This is a genomic window from Bacillus sp. 196mf (genome assembly GCF_003217275.1).
Lineage (GTDB): Bacteria > Bacillota > Bacilli > Bacillales > Bacillaceae_G > Bacillus_A > Bacillus_A thuringiensis_S.
Genome location: NZ_QJTG01000001.1, coordinates 479,575 through 502,484, shown reverse-complemented (window position 1 = coordinate 502,484; position 22,910 = coordinate 479,575). Strand labels below are relative to the sequence as shown.

Below are 22,910 nucleotides of genomic sequence, written 5' to 3'. Positions count from 1 at the left end.
GGAATCACCATCTTATTGAAATACTTTCTTAAATTGTTTTCCTATTTCATCTTGCTCTTTCTCAACTGTTTTCCAATCAATATTTAATACTGGAATCTCTTCTACATTTGGTCTATTTTCAGCTTTTATATCTGTTCTACCAGGCAATAAATACGCTTTAGAAACTTGTTTTTGTACATCATCGGATAATAAATAATCAATAAACTCTTTTGCGCCTTCTACATTTTTACTATCCTTCATAATTCCCGCTGCGCGTGGACTAATAACTGTTCCGCTTTTTGGATATACGATATCAACAGGTTCACCCTTTGCTTTTGCGCTGTACGTCATATAATCAACACCCGCAATTACCATATCTTTCGCACCTGTTACAACTGGGTCTAACGCTTCCTGATTTGCTCCTGCTACTGTAACTTCATTTTTCTTAAGTTGTTCAAATAAATTCCATCCATCTTTTCCATTCTTTTTCACATATCCAGTTACAAAGTCTAAAGCTGAACCTGAAAGTGCTGGATCTGGAAGATTCACTTTTCCTTTCCATTCCCCTTTCGTTATATCGCTCCAATCTTCAGGCGCTGTCTTCACATTTTTTGTATTGTACACAATCCCTAATGCTGAAGCACTATACCCGAAATAATGTCCTTTATCATCTGACCATTCAGAACGCAGCTTATCAGCTTGTTTCGCTTCTTTATAAGCTAACGTTTGACCCTCTTTCTTTAATCCTTCCATCGCTGGTAATGATGCAAGTACGACTACATCAACGACTGGATTTTTCTTTTCAGCTTCCATTCTCGCTAAAATTTTACCAGTTGTCCCTTGAAACATTTCCACCTTTATACCAGTTTTCTTTTCAAAGTCTTTTTGAATTTTTTCTGCTAACCCTTTTGGCCCTGCACTATATACAACAATTTTCTTTTCAGTCGTATTTTTACTTTTTGCATCTGCATTGCCTGTCTTTGAACTACACCCTGTTACTACAGCCGAAAATAATAAAGTACATACAAATAAAGACTTAAGCGAACTGAATTTCTTCATATGATTCTCCCCCTATATGATGAATACATTTTTTTGGCACATATAACGATACTGGTTTACCGATGCTTAATTTACTATTGTGATAAGCTGTCCATATTCCGAATGCCCCCATGTTTACTTTTATTTCATACCGTTCTCCTACATATGTAACGTGCTTAATTTCACCTGTATACATTTCGCACACTTCATTTTTCGTCCAGCTCACATGCTCTGGACGAACCATTTTTTTACCCTCTACAAGCCAATTCGCCTTACCAACAAATTTGGCAACAAATTCATGAGACGGTTTCACATAAATATCTTCCGGTGTTCCTTTTTGTAATACTTCTCCTTGTTTCATGACAATAATTTGGTCTGACATTGACATTGCTTCTGTTTGGTCATGAGTGACATACAGTGCAGTTAAACCAATGGAATGAACGATATCCATAAGCTCTATTCTCATTTCTTCTCGCAAAATTGCATCGAGTGCACTTAGCGGTTCATCAAACAAAATAAAATGAGGTTTTGTTACAATTGCTCTAGCGAATGCGACACGTTGTTGCTGTCCACCAGAAAGTTCGTGTGGATACCTTTTCTCCATACCTTGCAGGCGAACTCGCTTTATCGCATCTTCTACTTTTTCTCGCAATTGATTCGTTTGCTTTGTAGCTCTTAAACCAAATGCAACATTTTCAAAAACAGTCATGTGCGGCCATAAAGCAAAATCTTGAAATACCATACCGATATTCCGTTCATGAGGAGATGTCTTTATCTTTTTTGCAGCAGAATACATGCACTGGTCTCCAAAATATATTTCTCCCTTATCTGGTTCTTCAAGCCCTGCTATCATTCTAAGTAAAGTCGTTTTTCCACACCCCGAAGGTCCTAAAAGTGTAGTGAATTCCCCTTGTTTCATTACAATCTGCAACGTCTTTAACGCCTGTATTTTTCCAAATGCCTTTTCTAATCCACTAATTGTAATATCCATTGCTTCACCTCTCTCCCCTCATTCTTAACCTGCTTTCATTCTATATGGAAGATTTATACTGAATGTTAATGTACTGTAAAGATTAAATTAAAAAACTTCTAATAAACTATTTATTTCTATAGATTTTTTCTATAGTTAAAATAAAAAAGGCGGCAATTCATAATGAATCTCTTAAAATTAGAAATTGTAGTACTTATTAAGAAATACAAAAAGCTTACAATCGTTGCAGAAAAACTTGGCGTTAAACAACCAACTATTACATTTCATATAAAAAGCTTAGAAGAAGAACTCGGTGTATCTCTATTCGAATTACGTTCTGGAAGGTATTTCTTAACAGAGGCTGGTGAGGCTTTGCACCATTATGCTTGTAAAATAGATGCACTTATGAAAGAAGCCAGACGTGTCACGCAAGAGTTTAAAGATTTTCATAAAGGTGCTATAACAATCGGCGCTAGTTATGTACCAGCGACTTATCTTTTACCAGAAGTCGTTCATCAATTTCAATGTGAATTTCCCAATATAAAAATAACGCTACTAGTGAAAACAGCCCCTGAAATTCGAATGATGCTACAAAATCACGAAATCGATCTTGGGATAATTTCCGCTGCTCCATTTGATGAACCACTTTTAAAACAAACGAATATAATGCCCGATACACTTGTTCTTGCCTTTTCCAAAGAACATCATTTTTCAAAGAAAGACAATGTATCGTTACAAAATATCGAAAAGGAACGCATACTATTGCATCGTAATCCATCTACAACGAGAGATTTACTTACACAATGGACGTTGGCGCACAACATTACATTCCAATCTGAAATTGAATTAGACTCATTAGAAACGATGAAACAAATTTTAAAATATGGTAATGGAATTGCCTTTATTTCTAAACTTGCTATCGAACAAGAAATACAACGAAATGAGCTATGCTATATACCAATCCCTGAATTTGAATTTCAGCGTAACATTTATACGATTCATCATGAGGACAGATGGAATTCTAAAATCATTTCTTTTTTACTACAGAGCATCACTTCATTTGCAACAAAAAATTAAAAGGCTGTCGTTATGCACGACAGCCTTTCAAACTATAAATCTATTTATTTTTCTTTGCCTCAATTTTTGCTTGCGCCTCTTCAGCCTTATCTAATGCTTCTGATACTTTCTTCTCTTTTTCTTTCACTTCATCTATACTATCGACAGCTTTAATAATTTTATCGATTCCTTCTTCTTCTACCTTTCTACGCTTTGCCACTCTTTCATTTACTTTCTCTTCCACATCTTTTGCTTTTTGAAGCATATTCTCTGCATTTGATGTTACAGCTTTTTCAAGTTCATCATCTTTTTTCTTTTGTAACACTTCATTTGCAATGTCTTTCGCTTCTAAATACTTACCATCTTTTAATGCTGTTGCTCCGTGATCCATTTTCTCAGCAACTTCTTTATATGATTTCGCTTCATTTCCTGATTTCTCTTTTTCTGCTTTTTCGAACCACATTGTTGCATCACTATACTTTTCATCTTTCAATGATTGCATACCTGTTTCAATATATGTGTCATAATTGCTACATCCAGCCATTACGACTAATAGAAAAAGCATAACAAAACTTAATTTTTTCATGCTGTTGTCTCCTTTTCTTTGCAAGCTCACTTTACTTTAACATACATGAAAAAGAGTTTCAAAAACTAAAATACTAATTTAGTCATTTTTATAATGATAAGTCAAATTTTTATTATTTTCTTATTTTTAAGCGGACACATCTACTTGTTTTTTCGCCATATGTTGCTTTACTCCAACTAATACAACTAACAATAACCCTCCGCCTATTGTCATCATAACAATGCTAGTTGGCAACATATCTAATAGTAGTCCATATACAATCATACCAAGTGGTGCGATTGCAGTCGCAATTGTTTCAAGTAGGCCAAACACACGCCCTAGGTAGCTCGGATCTGTCGTTTTTTGCATATGTACTTGCATTGGAATGTTTACAATCATAATTGCTATACCAGTTAACATCATAAAAGCAATATAGTAAATAAAACTTGCTACTTTTGGAATGATAACTAACAACGGAAAGACTGTACATAAACTTAAACCTGCAAACAAAAACAGTCCAGTATAAATAGAACGAAACGGATTATTCACTTCTTTACGCACTGATAAAGCAATCGCTCCCATTAGCATCCCGACTGCTAACATTCCCTCTACAGTACCGAGTTGCTTTGAAGATAAATGCAATGTATGGACGATAATGTACGGAAGTGCAACTGTTAGACCACACGCAAAAAAGTTTACCCACAATGCTATTTTCATTAAACCATATATTTCACGTTGTCTTTTTACATATAAAAAACCTTCTTTTATACTCGTCAAGAAATGCTCTGTACTTTCAGCCACTTCTTTTTTATATAAATCAAATACGATAAATAATTGCAAAATAACCGCTAAAAAGAACGTAATGCTATTCAATAGGAAAAACGATTTAATTGAAAAGAAACCATATACAACTCCGCCAATAATCGGTCCTAAAATATTTGATAAAGAAGCCGCCGTTTGATTTAAAGCACTCGCTTTTTGAATACGTCCTTCATCTACTAAACTCGGAATAGACGAAGTTAATGCAACAGAATAAAAACTTGCACAAATTGATAATAATGCTGCTGAAATATAAATAAAAAGAAGTGATGGCCCAAATATAGTAGCAAGAATAAACATACTAAGCATCGTTAAACTACTTAATAAATCAGTACCAATGACAAGCCATTTTCGATTCACACGGTCTGCTACAGCACCAGCAATTGGGCCACAGATCATCCTTGGAAGTGATCCGCAAACGAGCGTAATTGCAAAACCCATCCCTGAACCAGTAGTCTTTAATACATATAACCCCATTGCGAACGTATAAATACCTGCGCCTAATAAAGACGTCATTTTTCCAATCATCATTAAAATGATATTTCTAGTTGCAATCTTCATTCTTGAATCATGTTGTCCTATACTTATATCTCCCATTTTTGACTCTCTCCCCTTAAAAGTTAAATTGTGTTAAACTTATTATATAATCAACTTTCCAATTTTCACAATAAAAAGTTAAATACAATTAAACTTTTTAAATATAAAGGAGCAATAATATGGCAACTCTCGGTGAAAAAATTAAAGCATTACGAAAAGATAAAAAGCTTACGCAAACAGCACTGGCAGGTTCGGAACTGACAAAAAGTATGCTTAGTCAAATTGAAAATGGAAAAGCTACACCTTCTATGAAAACATTACAATATATTGCGGAAAAACTTGAATGTGAAACTAGCTTTTTATTAGAAGAAGATGAAGAAGAAATTGTGGAACTCATTCAAAAAATGGAGCCATTAATAAAATCAAATAAATGCGATGAAGTATACAAGACTTTACTACCTATCGTTCAAAAAGAACTACCCCTTACTTTAAACACAGCACGTTTATATAAACAGTTCATAACTGGAGCGGCCATTATGAACGATTATAATATTGAATATTACGTAGAAACAGCTGTTTCTATATTTGAAAAATATACTTTGTATCGTGAAAGTACTGAAACGAAACTACTGTTTTACTATATGCTCTACAAACGGAAAAAATATAAAGAATGTTTACAGTTGATTAGCAGAATTCGCGATGAATATAAAACGAAGAATTTAGAAATGGATCTCATTACACATATACAATTATACTTAAAAGAAGCAATTATTTTACTCGCATATGGTAATTATGAAAAATGTGAAAAAGTCATTTTAGATGCACTTGCATTTTCAAAAAAACATCAAGTGTATTATAAAACAGATGAATTTTACCGTATTTTATCTTATCAAAAAATCATTACAACCGATAAAGAACGATATTTATATTACATAAAAAAATCGGAGCAATTTGCCATTTTTACAGAAGATACTTTATCCGCTGCAAATATAGATATATTAAAAGCTTATTACTACAATACCGTTACAAACGAATATACAATTGCATTAGAACATTTAGAACAATTCCGAGAAAAACTAAAAGATGTACCGATTTTTCAAGAAGATGGATTGTATTATCTTGAAAAAGGAAAATCTCTGTATGGTTTAAAACGTTACGAGGAAGCTTTGGAAACATTAAAACGTGCTAATATTCCAGATTATATGAGTCATCCACTTGATCAGTCATGGTTATTAACAGCTGGCTCATATCGTGCCCTGTGTCATATAGAACTTCAAGATAAACCAGCTGCTCTGAAAGAAGCAAAAGAAGCAGTTCAAACGATAGATGGTTATCCTGATTCCATCTTTTCTTCATTTATTAAAGAAACATTACAAATAATACAAAAACTTTAAGAATGTCTCTAAATGGTATATTATTCCTCTTTTTTAGCAAAGATAATAATGATGGGAGGAATATAAATGAATATACAACGTGCAATAGAGCTTTCTGTGTCAGCGGAACAAGCCAATGTCAGTTTTCAAGGCATGCCTGTTATGATTCAACACGTCGATGAAAGCAATGAAACCGCCCGCATATATGAAGTAAAAAACCCAGGACGCGAATTAACTGTTCCAGTTAATAGCTTAGAGGAAATATAAGAAATGCCACTTCTCTTTTGAAGTGGCATTTTTCTTATTTCAGATTACTTATTATAAATTTCTTCAATCTTTTATTTTACATGAGCTGAAAAAATAAGAATTTTCTACTTCTTTTCTTTTTATGACCTGCTAAAATACAAACTATGGATTAATTATTCGTACTATACATTAAGGAGGAAAAATAATGGCATCTAATTTAGAAAAAAACAAGCCTTATTATGCAGTTATATTCACTTCTAATTTATCAAATGATACAACTGACTATAATACCGTTGCCGAAGAAATGGAGAAACTTGCAAAGCAACAACCTGGATTTTTAAGTGTAGAAAGTGCACGAGGTAATTCTGGACTCGGAATAACAATTTCTTATTGGGAATCACTTGATGCGATTGAAAATTGGAAAAAGAACGCCTTACATAAAGAAGCGAAAAAAAGAGGTCGTGAGCAATGGTATGAAAACTTCCACCTGCGTATCTGCCTTGTTGAGAAAGAATTTAAGTTTCAAAGAGGCACAATATAACTATGAAGAAAAAAGTAGCTCTCGTTATTGTTCATGAAATATATGGTGTGAACGACCATATGCATCACGTTACCAACTACTTTACTTCATCTCATATAGACGTATTCTGTCCTAACCTTCTACAATCGCAACATGCATTTCATTATAGTGATGAAGAAAAAGCATATGAACATTTTGTAAATCATATTGGATTTGATTATGGAAAAAAGCAAATTGAAGAATTCATTTCTCATCTTTCTAGTAGTTATACACATATTGGTCTTATCGGCTTTAGCGTTGGAGCTACCGTCTCATGGCTATGTAGTAACAATCCGAAAATAGATTTTATTATCGGATGTTACGGTTCTCGTATACGCGACTATGTTCACATAAAGCCTACATGCGCTACACTACTTATATTTCCTGAAAAAGAAGCTAGTTTTTCAGTATCCTCTTTAATTCAAACATTGCAGCAACAAAAAAATCCTTTATTAGAAATAAAACAACTACACGGTGAACATGGATTTCTAAATCCGTACACTGAAAAATATAACAGGCACTCTACAAAACAAGCATACAATTTAATAGATTCATTTCTTGTAAAGTAAAACTTCAATCAATGGGGGATGTTCATCCCCCACCTAATCTCTTTTCTTACGTTGAGTTTTAAGGTGTGGGTCTTACTGCCCATGCGTGATAAAAACAATCTTATAAAGGAGCATCAAATGACGCTGACATTACTCTTACTTATTTTCATACTCATTGCCTTTATCTCAGCGCTAACTATCATTTTTAAAACCGTAAAAAAGGGAGATTTTTCAACCGCCCTTACTTACAATCTATTATCCTTTGCATTTTATTTTTTACTAATTGGATCTTATATGTAACAACTTTTTATTCATTACTCCCCGAGAAAGTTAGCGAGTTCCTATTCCTGCCCATTTGGTTTTTCCTTTGTATTTTAGGATTTATCGCTTTTTGGCACGAATGGAGAAATAATCGTGTGTTCTCGATATGTATTGTTTTTCTTTCCTTTATTAGTTTTCTATTTGGGCTGTTGTTGTTAGTTCTTTCGGGGATGTAATAGAAGAAGGAAGAAAAGCCAACTTTCAACTTTTCTTCCTTCTATGTTTACCTTTAGCTTTCACTGTCACTGATTCACAAGGTGTATAATATATTTGAGGCGTCGCCTTATCAACAAACATCATAAATGTAATAAAACCGAGAATAAAGAAAATAAACAACGTTAACAAAATTGCTCCTATCGTTAAAAGTATCATAACACCACCCCTATATTTTTCATGTTATTACACTTTTCGCTATTATATGAGCGTAATCCTTTTTAGAAAAAGAAACGTAACAAAATAATCACAACCACTCCCGTTAATACTGTACCTAATAAACTACGAGTATATATTGCAACAAGAAATGTTGGAATTGCTGTAATAAGATAATCCCACTGCATCGTCTCATGCATAAATAAAACTTGTGCTAAAAGCGCTGCTAATATCGCAATTGGTATGTAATTTAACCATTTTAAACCCCAGTCAGGAATTTGTAGTTTGCTAAATACGAGTAGAGGTAAAATACGTGGCACGAGTGTAACAGCTCCTGCTGCTAGTAAAAGTAATAATACATCTAATCTCATTTCCATTTTTCAATCACCACTCCAATCGTCGCAGCTAGTAATGTTGCGATAATAACCGCTATACTATCTGGCATAAATAGGTGTGAAACGTATGCGATAATAATCGATACAATTGCAACACTTAAATGAATTACTAGTTTTGGTTTACTACTTATGAGCTGAAGAACAAATAATCCGATAAACATCGCTGGTAATGCATAATCCATCCCGTATGTATGTGGATCTGGTATCCACTCACCAAATAGCCCACCAATAATGGTAGCAAGTATCCAATTTAAATATGCTGTTACGTTAAGCCCAATCATCCATCTTTCACCTAAATATCCTTTTTGCGCTGCATGCTGCACTGCAACGCCGAAAGTTTCATCTGTAATTTGCGAACCGATGATTAAGTTTTTAAATAGAGGAATTTTCGTAAAGTACGGTGCAAGCGCTGCGCTCATTAATAAATGGCGTAAATTAACAAAAAATACAGTAAAAATAATTGCGGAAGCAGGAGCACCGGCTGCATACATACCAGCTAATATAAATTGGGCAGAACCTGCATAAATTAAAGTGGACATAAATGCAATTTCAATGATAGAAAAACCTGCTGTTTTTGCAATTACACCAGCTGCTATACCGATGCTCAAATAACCAAATACAGTTGGTAAACAATCTTTTACTCCTTGCTGAAATGTATCATCGCTCTGCAAAGCTACATGTGCCTCAGCTTTACTCATCTCTATCATCCTCCATTCCTTCTAAAGTTCGTTTTCCTGTTACGACATGAACTAAATCTATATTTTCACGCCATAACGTATCTAACTTATCAGCTCCAAATTCCTTTGTGATTTCTTCAACCATAATATCGTGCCGCACATACTCTGTCGCAACGAGAACTAGCGCTGGGTCATACGTTGTAACGGCCCATGAAGTGCTATCATTTGAGAAGTTCGCAATTAATACTTCCTCTCCATCACGAGCAATAACAGTTAAATGACCACCCATTCTCTTTTCAACAACGTGGGGCGTCATATAATTATGATGAAACGTCGCTCCTATTTTTGTTTCTGGAGCTCCAAATAAGATTGAAAATATATGTACGCCTTCCTCTTTCTTTTGATGAATGTATGGCTCAATTTCATGCACTTGATCTTCCCATACAGAAATCCATAATTCTTCCTTTGCCCTATTAATTATATTGCATATTTCTTTTAAAACACGATCATTTGAGCGAATATGCGAAATTACATCTATTTGTCGCTCTTGTTCTAAACAATTTAGTTTCTCATCTAAAAATTCAAAGGATTTTTCAAAGTCTTTTCGCATTCGATTCATTAATTCGGTAGCTGGTACTGGTACATATTTAACTGGTTCAGAAGGTACAATATGCACCGCTCCTTTATCCATTAACTTACCGAGTACCTCGTAAATCATAGAACGAGGTACTCCTGTTTGTTTACTCACTTCATAGCCTGTTACTGGGGAGTGTTTTAACAATCCAATATACGCTTTACATTCATACTGGGAAAATCCTAACTTTTGTAATTCCTTTATAATTTCATCCATCGGTAACCCCTCACAATCTAAATCGCCCTTACTTCAAAACGACGATTTTGCTTCCCTTTACTTTTTACTTTATCAATAACAAGTGTTCCTATTTCACTCGTATTTTTCACATGTGTGCCTCCACAAGCTTGTTCGTCTAAATTTTCAATTGTAACAATGCGGATTTCTTGGATAGTAGTTGGCAGGAGATTTATTGCTGTTTTAATCATTCCTACAGCATTTTCTGCTTCTTCGCGGCTCATATAGCGAGTGGAAATTTCTTTATTTTGCTCAATAAGTTTATTCACTTCCTCAACAATTTCTTCTACTTCCACGCTCGATAACTCTTGTAACTCATTAAAATCGATACGGGCTTTATCAGGATAAATTTGGTTTCCGGTGCATAGTGCTCCATACTTTTCATAAACCACAGCTCCGATAAGATGCAGTAAAGAGTGATGACGCATTAAATTATGACGTCTTTCCCAATTCATCTCTAATTTAACTGGACCTAATTTTACTTGAGCTTCATCTTTTATATAGTGAACTATTTCTCCCTGCTCCCTCTTTACTTTTTCAACTTCAAATACAGACCCATCTTGTACAATGACACCCGTATCACATTCCTGCCCTCCACCAGTTGGATAAAAAACTGTTTCTTTTAGAAATATTTTATTCCCTTCTACTTTTATCACTTCTGTTTCGCAACTCGTTTTGTATGCATCTTCTAAATATAATGCCGTTGTCATACTCTCACCTCTTTAGTAGTTATAGTTATACCTACTAATATAAAAAATAACATTCATACAGTCAACTTATATTTCAGAATTTTTAATTTTAAACAAAAAAAGCCTTTTACAATAAGGCTTTTTTCTACATACTATTATTTATTTTAACTGTAAAGTATTTAATATGTTCCCCGCCAAATGCTCCCGTAAAGTAGAACCTGTATACTCTTCCCTAAATACACCCGCCTTCACAAATAAAGGGATGACTTCACTAAAGAATAGATCTAGTGACTTTGGAGGTCCTCCTGGAATGGCAATAAATCCATCTAACGCCCCTGCCTCAAACCTATCCATAATTTGCTTCGCAACGTCTTTTGGTGTACCAACCGCAACCCAATGAGCCGATCCAACAACTTCTGGTCGTTCTAGTATTTGTTCAACTGTTGGTTCATTTTTAATAATGAAGTTCCGTAATAACTCGGCATGAGTTTTACTACGTACAGTTTGATTCCGACTTGGCAGCATCTCTTCCGTAATTTTACTTTCTAGCGGAATCCCTCTCGCATCTAATCCGAGAACCATTTCAAGTAACGTATATCTCTTCTCTTTTGTGAGATGTTGATGAGCTTGCCTATGCATTTCTAACGCTTCTTCATATGTATCACCTATAAAGAAATATAATCCAGGTAATACACGTATAGCATCTTGCTTGCGGCCATGCTGTTCTGCTCTTCTTCTTAAATCTTGACGAAGTTCAATTCCTGACTCTATATCAGGCGTTGCGGCAAAAATTGCATCAGCAACAGAAGCAGCAAAATTCCGACCAGACTCTGAAGCACCGGCTTGAAATAATGGCATTTCTCCTGATATATGCTGTGGGATATTCAGTGGACCTTTTACCTTAAAGTACTCACCATTATGCTCAATAGGCTTTACCATCTCTCTAATAACATCAGGATTATCTACTTTCAATATTTCATTAGGGTGACTCCTCCAAAGTTTTCTTACTAACTCTGTACATTCTGCCGCTTTCGCGTATCGTTCCTCAGATGATGGCATCCCTTCCTCACCAAAGTTTTCAGCACCGTCAATGGATGTAACAATATTCCACCCTACTCGGCCGTTACTAATCCAGTGTAACGATTGTAATTGCCTTGCTAATATATATGGTGGATAAAACGAAGTTGAAGCAGTTGTAACGACTCCAATTTTTTCTGTCGCATAAGCAATAGCAGTAAACAGTAACGTCGGGTCTAAAATGACACTCCCTTTATTACGAGCAATTAAATCTGGGTGCGCCACTAAATAATCGGCTTTAAAAACAAAATCTAACTTAGCCTTTTCTGCCTGTAGTGCCAACTCTACTTGTTCATCAATTCCGGAATTAAACTCATTCCCATCTTCTTTCTTTCTAGAAATTAAACATAATCCAATGCAAAGTTGATTCTTTGTAGACATATATACACCATCCCCTTGTTTTTAATTCACTTAGTTAAACAAATGTTGCTGTCATTATGAAATTCTATTCTTATGAAAATGGATAAAATGATATTGATAATCATTATCATTTTATGGTGTAACTGTAATAAAAGCAATAACAAAAAAGACTCCCACTTTTGGAAGTCCTTTATCTCAATATTTCATTCGCTTCTTTTTCATAAATTTTATCAAATGACGTCATAACGCGCTGTGATGCTTGAATCATCTTTTGATCCGTCATAAGATCGGCCATCTCTTTCGTCATATCTACATTTGAATTTTCTAGCATATGATTTTTTACTATTCCTGTTCCGTTCGGTAAATTAGCAATGTTTCCTTCTGCTAGTGTAAAGCTTTTATTTTCACGTTGCACGAGACGTGCATTCGTTTCTGCATCTACTGTTTTTGTTTGCAAACGAGCAATATTATTTTGTGTTACTTCATCATATAATGTACCGTCTGCTTGTACAGCAACCTTTGCTCCTTCCGGAATACGAATACGCTCATTATTCTCTCCCATTACGAAAGCACCTGAAGATGTTTGTAAATAACGATCACTATTTAATGTGAAACTACCATCTCTCGTTAAAAACGTTTCATCATTTTTAGAAGTAACGAAAAATGATGTTGTGCCGGCTGCGCCGTCATCTAAAAAGAAATCTGTAGCGCTATTTGTCATTTGTATATTTCCTTGTACTAAATTCACATGTGTTGCAGCTGGTACTACAGCATAATCGACCGAACCGATATTTGTTACCGCCCCATCTCCGCGGCGATATGTGTCTTGTACATCAAATACTTTAGACGTCATATTTTCTGCTTTAAATCCTGTCGTTTGAGCATTTGCAACGTTATTCGAATGAACATTAATTCGCTGCATGTAGTTCATCATACCCATAGAACCTATATAAAGACCGTTCATATTCGTTTGAATAAGGCAAGCGCCTTATTCTTCACCTCTTTTCTACGATGTTTGTAACATTTGTTTCGCTAAATGTTCAGCTGTAGCGATATGTATATTTTTCCTTATGTCTTGGCCGTCTGTCATTAATACAATAGGAGCTGATGATACTGCTGGAATTTTCAACAATTCACCACTACTTGCTGTTTCATCAAATTTTGTAAACACAATACCATCTATATGAATATCTTTAAAGTTTGTAATGATTTCAATCATATCTTTACTTTTCATCGAAGCTGATAACGTTAAACAAATATAATCTGGCTCTACTTGTCCCATCGTTTCAATCATTTCTTCTACTGTTTCTGTCGTACGATAATTTTTTCCGGCTGTATCAATTAAAATATAATCGACGCGCGCTTCTTCTTTAAAATACGTAAGTGCTCTTGTCATTGCAGCTTCATCACGCACAGCAATTACTTCCGATCCAATTGTCTTTACGTTATCTTGCAATTGCTGCACTGTCCCTATGCGCGAATGATCTGTCGTTATAAAACCAACTGTTTTTTTCTTACCGTGAAATTGCCATGCCATTTTCGCAAGCGTCGTCGTTTTACCAACACCAGTTGGACCGATTAATGCAATTGTTTGTACTTCTTTTTCAAAGACGTTTTCCGTATTGAAATGAGATTTCATATCTTCCAATATGTACCTAATAACTTCTTCTTCCGTAATCATCGTTGCATTTTCAAACTTTATTTTTAACTTTTCAGCATATGCATAAATGAAATATTGTTCCACATCGTTTTGTTCTAGCATCCGAATTACCTTTTGAATAATAAACGGTACAGATTCTTGACTTTCTTTCTTTGGAACTACTTCTTCTTTCTTTACCGGAACGACTTGTTTCACAACTTTTTTCTTTTTCGGTACTTCCGTTTCTTTCGTCTGTTTCACCACGACAATTCCTTTTTCAAACAGCTTTAATAGTTTTTCTTTTTTTCTTGCCCATTCTTCACTATTTCCTGTTTGCATTGCCGCGTATGACATAGAAGTCGTTACGTTTTCTAAATTGTGCAGTACTGATTGAATTCCATTCGCCTTCACAATTTGTTCTGAAGGATCATTCACAACATCCATTAACTGTTCATGAAATTGAGCTGTACCTTCATTCACTTCTTCCTGTTTTTCTTCTGGAAAAGCAACTAACATTTCATAATCCTTTTTCCAGAAAAACGGTATATTTCGTTTTACACTTTCATCGACAACGTAATAATAATCTGTACCATATTGGTCAAATAACTTTCGATACAATTCATTTTTCGAAGCTGCTTTTATTCGCATTAACGCTTCTTTCTTTTCTGTACTTTCCATTACTTCACCCCCTACTATTCAATATAGGCAATTTGATCCACAACAATTTCTGGTGCTAATTCGCTAATACAAAGTACTTGTGCTTCTACTTGATAACGTTCTAGCAGTCTTACAATTGCAAATCTAAAATCTTTTCTACGTGTTAATAACACTGGTTCTCTTCCCATTAAACGTGCTTGCTTAAAGACGCGCTGCACTTGCTCAACGACACGTGTTTCTAAATCTAAATCCCAGTTTAATAAGTAACCTTGATATGAATTATTCACAACATCCGCATCTAACTCAATTGAATCAGAGAAGAGCGCTGCATAAATTTTTCCGTCCGGATTTTTCGCATTTTCACAAATAACTTTTGAAATACATTCACGAACAAATGATGTCACACCATCAACGTGATTTTGATACACTTCTTTTCCGTCAATAATACCTTCAATAATTGTTGGTAAATCACGAATAGAAATACCTTCTTTTAGAAGTTGTTTAATAACATTTTGAACGAGTGATAAATCAATTTCTTTCTTCTTAATCTCTTCTAATAGAACGCCATTATCATTTTCAAGCGAGTTAATTAAGTCTTTTACATGTTGGCGCTGAATTAATTCATGCAGATTACGCCTTACGACAACATCTAAATGTGTAATTAATATGCTAAGTGGCTCTAACACTTGATAGCCTTTCATTTGTGCATCTTGCACCATATGCTCTAAAATCCAATATCCATCTTCGCCGAAAATTGGATCTTTCGCTGGTTCTGCATCTAAATCAGCCATTACGTTCGGTGTTTTTAGTGCTAATAAATAACCTGATTTTAAAACACCTTCAGCCGCCTTCGCACCTTTAATACGAATAATGTAACGACCACGTGGTCTAAAGCTCGTATTATCTTTAAAGTTAATTCCAGGAACGTTAATACCAAGGTCAGTAATAATCGACTTCCGCATAAGAACAACTTTATCACGAGCTGTTTCCCCGTTAATTTTCTGCTTTACAAGTGCTGCTAAATCTAAACCGAGTTCTACAATAATCGGATATTTATCCGTAAATACTCCGAATGAATCTTCCACTTGTTGCAGTTGCTCATCTTCGCCTTGAATCATTTCTAATTCTTTTTGAAGCTCGTCTTCTTTTTCTTTCTTTATTCGATTTTTATTACGAATGCCTAAGAAGATAATCGTTCCACCAACGAGTGCGAATGGTAAAAACGGTAGCGGAGTAAAAATACCCATTGCAATAAATAAACCACCAAGTGCATATACAACGACTTCATGTGCTAATAACTCTTTAAAGATACCTTCTGTTACTGTATCCGGTGAGCCGTCAAATACACGCGTTACGATAATACCTGTTGAAATTGCAAGCATTAACGAACCGATTTGGTTTACGATTCCGTCACCGACAGTTAACTGTGTATAATGAAGAGCTGCATCTGCAAAGCTCATTCTTTGCTGCATCATGCCGACAATTAAACCGAAAATAATGTTTACGAATAAAATGACAATCCCGAAAATAACGTCCCCTTTAATGAACTTCCCGGCACCATCCATCGCTCCGTAAAACTCTGTTTCCATATTTAATTTTTTACGTTTTGCCTGTGCATCTTTTTCTGAAATAATACGCTGGTTTAAATCAGCATCGATAGACATTTGTTTCCCTGGTAAAGAATCAAGTGTAAAACGAGCTGCTACTTCAGCTGTACGAGATGCACCGTTTGCAACGATAAACTGGAATATGATTAAAACTATAAAAATAACGATACCAATTAATAAGTTCCCGCCAATTACGAACTGGCCAAACTCTTCAATAACATGACCCGCATTTCCGTCTGTTAAAATCGCTCGCGTCGTCGAAACGTTAATCGATACGCGGAAAATCCCGATTAATAACAACATCGTCGGAAATGACTTTAACTCATCCCACTCGTTAATACTTGTCGCTCGCATATAAATAAGCACTGACATACTTAGTAGAAAAACGATAACGATATCAAGTATAAATGGTGGAAGTGGAATTAAGAGCGCCACAACGAATGACGCTGCTAAAAAGATAGAAAAATAGGTTCTTGCAGAATCCATCTTAAACAAAGAGATCCCCTCCAAACGCGCTATTATACTTCAAGTTCATTCGTTTGAATTAAATAGCGCATAACTTCAATTACAGCTACGTATAAATCTTCAGGAATTGTCTCATCTTCCTCGACTTGATAATATAAAGAACGAGCAAGCGGACGGTTTTCCACCATTGGTATTTCATATTCACGGGCAAGCGTTCGTATATATAATGCGAGCTCATCTTCCCCTTTTGCAACGACAATAGGCGCCGCATCAACTTGTTTATTGTACCGAAGCACCACTGAAATATGCGTCGGGTTGTTTACAATAAACGTTGCACCATCCATCTTCTTCGCGATTGTCCCTTGCAAGATCGCATGCATAAAGTTTTTTCGTTTCCCCTTTACTTGCGGGTCCCCTTCATTATCTTTATGCTCTTGTTTCACTTCTTCTTTTTTCATCTTAATATCTTGTTCATACTCCCATTTTTGATAAATGAAATCGATAATAGAAAGAACGATTAAAATAATTAAAATTGCTAAGAAGATAAATTTAATTTGCCTAATAATTTCAGTAAGTGACGCAGTCCAGTTAAAACCAATCATACTGACGATTTTCTCTAAATTCTTTTTAAAAAGAACGTACGAAACGTAACCGATTAATCCCATATAGAACAGTGATTTCAAAATATCTACTAAACTTTTACGACTAAACAATCTCGTAAAATAGTTTTTCGGATTAATACGTGACGCTTTCGGTTTAATGACTTTAGAAGAAAATAGGAAGCCGACTTGAATCATATAATTGAATAAATGAAAAGCATATACGAGTATTAATATCGGAGCCGATACTTTCAGTAATAAAATCCCCATTAAATAAAAATACTCGGTTGAATCTGTATTTTTTCCAATTTGATCAAACAGCACCGCTACGGAATTTGCAATCTCATAACCTAGCCAATCTCCGAAAAAGTAAACGACAACTGCTAATACGAGAATGGAAAATAAATTATTTAAATCTTTACTCCGGGCAATATTCCCTTCTTCACGCGATTTTTTACGCTTCTGCGGGGTGGCCTTTTCTGTTTTATTATCCTTTGCCATGCGCGTCCCCCTACTTCGTTAAGAAAAAGTTAAATAGTTTCGTATATTCTTCAAGTAATACATCCGTCATATTTTTAAACACATAACCGAGCATCGGTACACTCATCGCAATAAACAAAATACCACATGTAATTTTAATTACGTATGCATTCATAAAAACGTTTAATTGCGGAGCATTTTTTGCAATTAAAATAAGAACAAAGTTAATGATGAATAAACTTCCCATAAGCGGCAGAGCAATTTCAACCGCTGATGTTATCGCAAATAATAACGTTGCGAGTAGACTATCTAAAAAACTAGTCGTCAACAATTTTGAAATCGCCTCTGTATATTGAAACGACTTTAAAATCGTGGCAACGAAATAGTTAATGCCGCCAAGTGAAATAAAAATAATAAGAAAAAATATATCAAAAATGGTTGATAGTAAAGTAGACTGTGAGCCCGCATTTACATCAAACAAACTTGCTTGTGATAAACCGATATCAAAGTCTAAAATATGCCCTGCCATTTTCGGAATGTTCCACAGCATCTCTACAATTTTTGAAAGTGATAAACCAATTACAATTTGCGTTGCTGCATAAGCTGCAACGTCCCAAACTGTCTTGATGTGAGAGACATCCACTTGATCGGCCACTGTAATTGAAAGGGCAAGTCCAAATGTAACCTTTGCCATCGCCGGAATTGATCGACCTGAGAAAAACGGTAAAAAATATAAAAATGAAGTAATGCGACAAAACGCAAAAAACGTCGCCGCCCATAATTCCATATTCATTTCAGTTCACCTATCTTAGTACGAACGCAATAGCGATGGGATTTTATCAAATAAATCTAAAATAAGCATCGTTAACTCTTGGAACATCCACGGACCTAAAATGATAATAACGAGCACAATACTCGCCATTTTCGGTAAAAACGTCAGCGTTTGCTCTTGAATTTGCATCATTGCCATAATAACCGCGATAATAATAACGACAATCAGACTTACAACGGCAATCGGCATTAAAATCATAACCCCTTTATAAAAAAAGGTTTGGAAAATATCTATAATTGGTGACGTATTCATTTATATGACTCCTATCACATAGCATCAAGCGCTTCAGGCGACCGTCTTAAACATAATATCGACGATTTTTGTATATCCACCTAAATATACGAAAACGAGTATTTTAAACGGTAAACTTAAAATCATCGGCGGTACCATCATCATCCCGAGGTACATTAAAAGTGTACTAATAATCAAATCTATAAATACAAACGCTAAATAAATGAACATCCCTGTAAGTAACCCTTTTTGAATTTGCGTTAACGTAAAGGATGGTACGAGTGTAAATAAGGAAAGATCCTTTAAATCTTTCGGCAACTCTTCTCCGCGTACTTTCAGCATCATTTTTAAATCATGCTTATACGTATGCTTTGACATATATTCTTTCATAATAGGAGCTGTCGTTTCCGCAGCTTGGCTTACTGTTATTTTCTCTTTCGTCATCGGATCCCACACATCGCTCTTCAGTTGCCCGAGTACAGGCTGCATCGTAAAGAGTGACAAAAATAATGCAAGTCCAACAAGCACTTGGTTTGGTGGTAAATTCATTACCCCAAGTCCTTGACGTGTAATCCCAAGAACGATCATAAAATAAGTAAAATGTGTAAATAATAGAACGATAGAAGAAGATAATGATAAAAGGGTAACGAGCGCAAATAGTTGTACACTTGAATTACTCGTAAACTCTTTTCCATTTTCGAAATTAATAAAACCGTTCGGGGCCGCATACGCTGGATTTACAAAAATAATTGAAAAAACGATAGAAAATACGAAAATAACGGCTAATAATGATAACTGTCTCTTTATTCTCATGATGGATCCTCTACTTTTTTCGTTTCAGTCTTCACCGCGTCTTCTAGTGCTTGTTGAAACTGATTTCCTGTTCCGGTTAATTGCACAGACTGTACACCGTTATTACTAATAACAGTGAACACTTGCTTTCCGTCCACTTCAAATAAAAAGGCACTCGTTTGATGATTTAAATACACGCCGTCTTTTACTTGAATATGGCCATTTTCACCCTGCTTAAAAAACTGCTGTTTGCGCGTCTTTTTCGTCATATAATATGCACCGTAACCGAGCGCACCAAACAGTAAAACGACTTGAAATAAGGTCGTCATATACGACATATGACTCCTCCTCTACTCTTTATCTTGCATTTGACTTTGCGCTTTCATAAGCGCCGCTTGTTTCTTATCAGCTTCAATTTCAGAAATGATAATACCGAATTTCTCGTCCATTACAATTGCTTCACCGATGCCGACTTTCATATTACTTAAATACACATCTACTTTATGTCCTAAGTTTTTCTCTACTTCAAGAACATCGCCAACTTTTAACTGCTTTACATCACCAAGCGTAATAGATGACTTTCCAAGCTTTACACCAAGTTCAATCGAAATATCTGAAACAGTATCGATATGTGCTTTGCCTGCTTCATTTCGCTTTCCTGCAAAATCTTCTAATCCCATTAATGACACAGGAGATACTTCATGCTTCATATGGATCCTCCTACTCTACAAAACTTTTAAATAGGAGCGCCTTACGCGTTCCATCTTTTCCAATAAAACAATTAAATTTATGCTTTCCATCTACATAACCAAGTAATTCATCCAAAACTTTCGTATGAAGCGGAATAATATCGCCTTCTTCAATTTGTTCAATCTCACTCATTGTCATTTTCTGCTCACCAATCGCAACGTGAACAGGTTTGTACACTTGATTTACTTTCACTTCCACTTCAGACGTATACTTCCTACGTTTGTCTGAAGAATGTTCGACAATATTTTCAGACGTTAACTTATCCATAATTTCTTCAACAGATAAGAACGGAATCCCGATACGCACCGTCGTATTCCAGAAATCTGTTTTCATATTTACGTTAAGTAATGAAATTATATCGCTCGCTGTCGTAATCTTTAATGCATTCGGATCTGTTTCCGTCGTTACAAATTTTGGTTCAATCGCAACAACACTTTCAAATGATTGCTCTAAATTTTTACAAAGAAGCAAGAATATATTATCAAGCGTTAAAAACTCAAATGCTGTTAACGGTCTGCGCATCGTAAAGTTACGCTTACTATCTCCGCCAAGCCAACATTCATGAATATAAATAACGAATGCTAAATCAATCTCAATAACAATTTCTCCAAGCTCTGGTAAACCGAGATCAATCACGCAATATAAATAATAATCTTTCGGCATTTTCTCCACATACTCACTCGTAAATGGAACTTGCTCAACTGTCGAAGGCTCTAGTTCAATTGGAATACGCATACGCGCTGATAACGTCTGTGACGTCTGTTTTCCAAACGTAGAAGCAATCGCTTGCAAACTACGTAAATGCTCAACACCGAACTTCTCTGGTCTATTAAAATCATACTCTTGAAATTTCTCTTGCTTTCCTGCTTCTTGTGCGAAAGCTGGCATTTCCTCGCCTTCATTTACCGCCTTCAGCAGGGCATCAATTTGCTCTTGGCTTAATTTTTCGCCACTCATGACAATCCCCTTCCCTACCTTTTCAATTCAACGATTTCAACGTACATCTTCCCATTCTTCGTCAAAATCTTTCCGGTTCCAATCTCTTCATTCTCAAGCATAAGACGCACCGTATTTTTCGTTGAATTTTCAAGACGATACAATGTACCTTTCGTAATATGAAGCAGATCTTCAATTTTCTTTTTCGTATTTCCGATTTCAAAATAAATTGTTAACGGAATATCATCTTGTAATTTCAAATCTAGCCAACTCCCATATCATGTTCACGAAAATTTCATGTTCTCTCTATATATGAAACTTCTTATTTTGAAACGTCGATATTTAATATTTTTTTAATATATCCTTGCGTTTCTTTAAATGGCGGTACGCCTCCGTACTTCCTCACATTCCCAGGACCAGCATTATAAGAAGCAAGCGCCAATACTAAGTCGCCGTTATTTTTCTTTAAATAACCGCTTAACTCTTTTACGCCACCTTCAATACTTTCAGCTGGTGAAAATGGATTCTTCACACCCATCTCCTTCACATTCGCTGGCATAAGCTGCATAAGACCCATCGCACCGGCATGTGACACCGTTTTCGGATTAAAATTAGACTCTACTTCAATCATTTTTTGAATTAACGTTTTCGGAATTCCGTATGTACGACTTACACGATCAATAATATCCTCATACTTCCCTTCATTGGAAGAACGTATTTTTTGAATATTATACTTCTTCGTTAATTCCCACGTATCAACAGCCTCATTTTTCGTTTCTGGGAAACGTCGTTCAAACTCTTTTTGCGCAACTTGCACTTCATCTGCTTTCTTCGCTTCAGCCTTTTCTTCAGACTTACTCGCTTCCTCTACTTTATTAATAGTTTCTACCGGCTTATTAACAACCGCTTCTATTTTCGTAGATTGTACCGGCTGACTCATATCTTCTACTTTTGCCGGCTGCGTAGTTTCTTTCGTCTCCTTCGCAGGTTCACTTTGCAACTTCTCTTGAAAACGACTACTCACAAATGCTTGTGGACTACTTAACTTTTGCTGAATTTGCCCTTTTTTATATGCAAGCACTTCTTTTACTATATTTCCAACTATCATAATATCACCTTTTCGGTAAACAAAGATAATCTAATATTAGAGTTTTTTTTTAAAGTTTGCAATAATCCTTTTGATAATATTGTAATAAAAAAATGAACAAATAGGAAATTATCATTTTTTTATATTCATTAATTACAATTATTCGTTGACACGATATATACCAAGGATTACAATTAATCTCGAAATTGATTTTTTTGCATATTTACGTTTAACAATTAACAGAAAAATCAATATAAAAAAATGGGGGTTCTTAACATGAGAATTAATACAAATATTAATAGCATGCGTACGCAAGAGTACATGCGACAAAACCAAGACAAAATGAACACTTCTATGAACCGTTTATCTAGCGGTAAATCAATCAACAG

27 protein-coding genes and 2 pseudogenes are annotated in these 22,910 nt (G+C 35.2%); 7 read left to right on the top strand and 22 right to left on the bottom strand.

The features are described from left to right. Positions 1-12: 12 nt before the first annotated feature. Positions 13-1,038 (bottom strand): ABC transporter substrate-binding protein, encoded by a 1,026-nt coding sequence (locus tag ATL10_RS02835; protein WP_000714686.1) that lies wholly within the window; start codon positions 1,036-1,038, stop codon positions 13-15. Beyond that, positions 1,016-2,008 carry an ABC transporter ATP-binding protein gene (locus ATL10_RS02830; protein ID WP_110496397.1) on the bottom strand — a complete coding sequence of 331 codons (993 nt, stop codon included), beginning with the start codon at positions 2,006-2,008 and terminating at the stop codon, positions 1,016-1,018. Before ATL10_RS02830 ends, ATL10_RS02835 begins: the two co-directional genes overlap by 23 nt. Positions 2,009-2,170: 162 nt before the next feature. On the opposite strand from ATL10_RS02830, the gene ATL10_RS02825 reads away from it, so the two are divergent. Further along, positions 2,171-3,064: a LysR family transcriptional regulator gene (locus ATL10_RS02825; protein WP_001050611.1), complete on the top strand. Its 894-nt coding sequence runs from the start codon at positions 2,171-2,173 to the stop codon at positions 3,062-3,064. Between the two features lie 40 nt (positions 3,065-3,104). Here the strand turns inward: ATL10_RS02825 and ATL10_RS02820 are convergent, their stop codons facing one another. Both ATL10_RS02820 and ATL10_RS02815 read right to left on the bottom strand, forming a co-directional pair. Continuing rightward, positions 3,105-3,629: a COG3014 family protein gene (locus tag ATL10_RS02820; RefSeq protein ID WP_000736437.1), complete on the bottom strand. Its 525-nt coding sequence runs from the start codon at positions 3,627-3,629 to the stop codon at positions 3,105-3,107. Positions 3,630-3,755: 126 nt separating this feature from the next. Next, positions 3,756-5,024: an MFS transporter gene (locus ATL10_RS02815; RefSeq protein WP_029441922.1), complete on the bottom strand. Its 1,269-nt coding sequence runs from the start codon at positions 5,022-5,024 to the stop codon at positions 3,756-3,758. Positions 5,025-5,143: 119 nt separating this feature from the next. Here ATL10_RS02815 and ATL10_RS02810 point away from each other — a divergent pair, with 119 nt between their 5' ends. The 5 genes and pseudogenes from ATL10_RS02810 (at position 5,144) to ATL10_RS02790 (ending at position 8,187) form a co-directional block, all read left to right on the top strand. After that, entirely contained in the window at positions 5,144-6,358 is a 1,215-nt protein-coding gene (locus tag ATL10_RS02810) for a helix-turn-helix domain-containing protein (RefSeq protein WP_053564823.1), read from the top strand. Positions 6,359-6,424: 66 nt separating this feature from the next. Beyond that, positions 6,425-6,604 carry an H-type small acid-soluble spore protein gene (locus ATL10_RS02805; RefSeq protein WP_001025734.1) on the top strand — a complete coding sequence of 60 codons (180 nt, stop codon included), beginning with the start codon at positions 6,425-6,427 and terminating at the stop codon, positions 6,602-6,604. A 184-nt stretch (positions 6,605-6,788) separates the two neighbouring features. Beyond that, entirely contained in the window at positions 6,789-7,124 is a 336-nt protein-coding gene (locus tag ATL10_RS02800; RefSeq protein ID WP_097924283.1) for an antibiotic biosynthesis monooxygenase family protein, read from the top strand. A 2-nt stretch (positions 7,125-7,126) separates the two neighbouring features. Continuing rightward, the gene (locus tag ATL10_RS02795) at positions 7,127-7,711 is read left to right on the top strand and encodes a dienelactone hydrolase family protein (RefSeq protein WP_110496395.1); all 585 of its coding nucleotides are present in this window, start codon (positions 7,127-7,129) and stop codon (positions 7,709-7,711) included. A gap of 117 nt (positions 7,712-7,828) precedes the next feature. Further along, positions 7,829-8,187: pseudogene (locus ATL10_RS02790) on the top strand (hypothetical protein). A 25-nt stretch (positions 8,188-8,212) separates the two neighbouring features. On the opposite strand, the gene ATL10_RS02785 reads toward ATL10_RS02790, so the two are convergent. The 18 genes and pseudogenes from ATL10_RS02785 to ATL10_RS32275 all read right to left on the bottom strand — a co-directional run. Beyond that, positions 8,213-8,383 (bottom strand): DUF3951 domain-containing protein, encoded by a 171-nt coding sequence (locus ATL10_RS02785; protein WP_000602245.1) that lies wholly within the window; start codon positions 8,381-8,383, stop codon positions 8,213-8,215. Positions 8,384-8,445: 62 nt separating this feature from the next. Next, the gene (locus tag ATL10_RS02780) at positions 8,446-8,757 is read right to left on the bottom strand and encodes an AzlD domain-containing protein (protein ID WP_023521614.1); all 312 of its coding nucleotides are present in this window, start codon (positions 8,755-8,757) and stop codon (positions 8,446-8,448) included. Further along, positions 8,748-9,473, bottom strand: a complete 726-nt coding sequence (locus ATL10_RS02775; RefSeq protein ID WP_016082166.1) for an AzlC family ABC transporter permease — start codon at positions 9,471-9,473, stop codon at positions 8,748-8,750. The genes ATL10_RS02780 and ATL10_RS02775 overlap by 10 nt, the downstream gene beginning before the upstream one ends. After that, on the bottom strand, positions 9,466-10,302 hold the full coding sequence (locus tag ATL10_RS02770) for a TrmB family transcriptional regulator (protein WP_048656976.1): 837 nt from the start codon (positions 10,300-10,302) through the stop codon (positions 9,466-9,468). The genes ATL10_RS02775 and ATL10_RS02770 overlap by 8 nt, the downstream gene beginning before the upstream one ends. A gap of 17 nt (positions 10,303-10,319) precedes the next feature. Further along, entirely contained in the window at positions 10,320-11,030 is a 711-nt protein-coding gene (locus tag ATL10_RS02765; RefSeq protein ID WP_097924282.1) for an alanyl-tRNA editing protein, read from the bottom strand. Between the two features lie 138 nt (positions 11,031-11,168). After that, positions 11,169-12,467 (bottom strand): NtaA/DmoA family FMN-dependent monooxygenase, encoded by a 1,299-nt coding sequence (locus tag ATL10_RS02760; protein ID WP_098284398.1) that lies wholly within the window; start codon positions 12,465-12,467, stop codon positions 11,169-11,171. A gap of 169 nt (positions 12,468-12,636) precedes the next feature. Further along, the gene (locus ATL10_RS02755; protein ID WP_001013934.1) at positions 12,637-13,410 is read right to left on the bottom strand and encodes a flagellar basal-body rod protein FlgG; all 774 of its coding nucleotides are present in this window, start codon (positions 13,408-13,410) and stop codon (positions 12,637-12,639) included. A gap of 42 nt (positions 13,411-13,452) precedes the next feature. After that, complete coding sequence (flhF, locus tag ATL10_RS02750; RefSeq protein WP_095691124.1) at positions 13,453-14,763, bottom strand: flagellar biosynthesis GTPase FlhF; 1,311 nt, start codon at positions 14,761-14,763, stop codon at positions 13,453-13,455. Between the two features lie 14 nt (positions 14,764-14,777). Then, complete coding sequence (gene flhA, locus ATL10_RS02745) at positions 14,778-16,844, bottom strand: flagellar biosynthesis protein FlhA (protein ID WP_000475626.1); 2,067 nt, start codon at positions 16,842-16,844, stop codon at positions 14,778-14,780. A gap of 23 nt (positions 16,845-16,867) precedes the next feature. Further along, a complete protein-coding gene (flhB, locus tag ATL10_RS02740) occupies positions 16,868-17,914 on the bottom strand; it encodes a flagellar type III secretion system protein FlhB (protein ID WP_110496393.1) in 1,047 nt (348 codons plus the stop codon). A gap of 10 nt (positions 17,915-17,924) precedes the next feature. Continuing rightward, positions 17,925-18,686 (bottom strand): flagellar biosynthetic protein FliR, encoded by a 762-nt coding sequence (locus ATL10_RS02735; RefSeq protein ID WP_001055695.1) that lies wholly within the window; start codon positions 18,684-18,686, stop codon positions 17,925-17,927. Positions 18,687-18,701: 15 nt separating this feature from the next. After that, positions 18,702-18,977 (bottom strand): flagellar biosynthetic protein FliQ, encoded by a 276-nt coding sequence (locus tag ATL10_RS02730; RefSeq protein ID WP_001098080.1) that lies wholly within the window; start codon positions 18,975-18,977, stop codon positions 18,702-18,704. Between the two features lie 33 nt (positions 18,978-19,010). Beyond that, positions 19,011-19,769, bottom strand: coding sequence for a flagellar type III secretion system pore protein FliP (locus ATL10_RS02725; RefSeq protein ID WP_097924278.1), 759 nt, complete (start codon positions 19,767-19,769; stop codon positions 19,011-19,013). After that, a complete protein-coding gene (locus ATL10_RS02720; RefSeq protein WP_000121178.1) occupies positions 19,766-20,086 on the bottom strand; it encodes a hypothetical protein in 321 nt (106 codons plus the stop codon). Before ATL10_RS02720 ends, ATL10_RS02725 begins: the two co-directional genes overlap by 4 nt. Before the next feature lie 12 nt (positions 20,087-20,098). Further along, entirely contained in the window at positions 20,099-20,458 is a 360-nt protein-coding gene (gene fliN / locus ATL10_RS02715) for a flagellar motor switch protein FliN (RefSeq protein ID WP_000680010.1), read from the bottom strand. 10 nt (positions 20,459-20,468) lie between these two features. Continuing rightward, positions 20,469-21,455 carry a flagellar motor switch protein FliM gene (fliM, locus tag ATL10_RS02710; RefSeq protein ID WP_097924276.1) on the bottom strand — a complete coding sequence of 329 codons (987 nt, stop codon included), beginning with the start codon at positions 21,453-21,455 and terminating at the stop codon, positions 20,469-20,471. Between the two features lie 14 nt (positions 21,456-21,469). Then, entirely contained in the window at positions 21,470-21,694 is a 225-nt protein-coding gene (locus ATL10_RS02705; protein WP_000775712.1) for a flagellar motor switch protein FliN, read from the bottom strand. 83 nt (positions 21,695-21,777) lie between these two features. Beyond that, positions 21,778-22,065: pseudogene (locus ATL10_RS32275) on the bottom strand (lytic transglycosylase domain-containing protein); the annotation flags it as partial. A 732-nt stretch (positions 22,066-22,797) separates the two neighbouring features. Here ATL10_RS32275 and ATL10_RS31710 point away from each other — a divergent pair. Beyond that, the coding region (locus ATL10_RS31710; RefSeq protein ID WP_481747225.1) for a flagellin N-terminal helical domain-containing protein at positions 22,798-22,910 on the top strand (113 nt) is incomplete at its 3' end.

Bases quoted from the DNA above. Each gene is read 5' to 3' on its own strand.
- ATL10_RS02835 (WP_000714686.1), bottom strand. From the start codon at position 1,038: ATGAAGAAATTCAGTTCGCTTAAGTCTTTATTTGTATGTACTTTATTA.
- ATL10_RS02830 (WP_110496397.1), bottom strand. From the start codon at position 2,008: ATGGATATTACAATTAGTGGATTAGAAAAGGCATTTGGAAAAATACAG.
- ATL10_RS02825 (WP_001050611.1), top strand. From the start codon at position 2,171: ATGAATCTCTTAAAATTAGAAATTGTAGTACTTATTAAGAAATACAAA.
- ATL10_RS02820 (WP_000736437.1), bottom strand. From the start codon at position 3,629: ATGAAAAAATTAAGTTTTGTTATGCTTTTTCTATTAGTCGTAATGGCT.
- ATL10_RS02815 (WP_029441922.1), bottom strand. From the start codon at position 5,024: ATGGGAGATATAAGTATAGGACAACATGATTCAAGAATGAAGATTGCA.
- ATL10_RS02810 (WP_053564823.1), top strand. From the start codon at position 5,144: ATGGCAACTCTCGGTGAAAAAATTAAAGCATTACGAAAAGATAAAAAG.
- ATL10_RS02805 (WP_001025734.1), top strand. From the start codon at position 6,425: ATGAATATACAACGTGCAATAGAGCTTTCTGTGTCAGCGGAACAAGCC.
- ATL10_RS02800 (WP_097924283.1), top strand. From the start codon at position 6,789: ATGGCATCTAATTTAGAAAAAAACAAGCCTTATTATGCAGTTATATTC.
- ATL10_RS02795 (WP_110496395.1), top strand. From the start codon at position 7,127: ATGAAGAAAAAAGTAGCTCTCGTTATTGTTCATGAAATATATGGTGTG.
- ATL10_RS02785 (WP_000602245.1), bottom strand. From the start codon at position 8,383: ATGATACTTTTAACGATAGGAGCAATTTTGTTAACGTTGTTTATTTTC.
- ATL10_RS02780 (WP_023521614.1), bottom strand. From the start codon at position 8,757: ATGGAAATGAGATTAGATGTATTATTACTTTTACTAGCAGCAGGAGCT.
- ATL10_RS02775 (WP_016082166.1), bottom strand. From the start codon at position 9,473: ATGAGTAAAGCTGAGGCACATGTAGCTTTGCAGAGCGATGATACATTT.
- ATL10_RS02770 (WP_048656976.1), bottom strand. From the start codon at position 10,302: ATGGATGAAATTATAAAGGAATTACAAAAGTTAGGATTTTCCCAGTAT.
- ATL10_RS02765 (WP_097924282.1), bottom strand. From the start codon at position 11,030: ATGACAACGGCATTATATTTAGAAGATGCATACAAAACGAGTTGCGAA.
- ATL10_RS02760 (WP_098284398.1), bottom strand. From the start codon at position 12,467: ATGTCTACAAAGAATCAACTTTGCATTGGATTATGTTTAATTTCTAGA.
- ATL10_RS02755 (WP_001013934.1), bottom strand. From the start codon at position 13,410: ATGAACGGTCTTTATATAGGTTCTATGGGTATGATGAACTACATGCAG.
- flhF (WP_095691124.1), bottom strand. From the start codon at position 14,763: ATGGAAAGTACAGAAAAGAAAGAAGCGTTAATGCGAATAAAAGCAGCT.
- flhB (WP_110496393.1), bottom strand. From the start codon at position 17,914: ATGGCAAAGGATAATAAAACAGAAAAGGCCACCCCGCAGAAGCGTAAA.
- ATL10_RS02735 (WP_001055695.1), bottom strand. From the start codon at position 18,686: ATGAATATGGAATTATGGGCGGCGACGTTTTTTGCGTTTTGTCGCATT.
- ATL10_RS02730 (WP_001098080.1), bottom strand. From the start codon at position 18,977: ATGAATACGTCACCAATTATAGATATTTTCCAAACCTTTTTTTATAAA.
- ATL10_RS02725 (WP_097924278.1), bottom strand. From the start codon at position 19,769: ATGAGAATAAAGAGACAGTTATCATTATTAGCCGTTATTTTCGTATTT.
- ATL10_RS02720 (WP_000121178.1), bottom strand. From the start codon at position 20,086: ATGTCGTATATGACGACCTTATTTCAAGTCGTTTTACTGTTTGGTGCG.
- fliN (WP_000680010.1), bottom strand. From the start codon at position 20,458: ATGAAGCATGAAGTATCTCCTGTGTCATTAATGGGATTAGAAGATTTT.
- fliM (WP_097924276.1), bottom strand. From the start codon at position 21,455: ATGAGTGGCGAAAAATTAAGCCAAGAGCAAATTGATGCCCTGCTGAAG.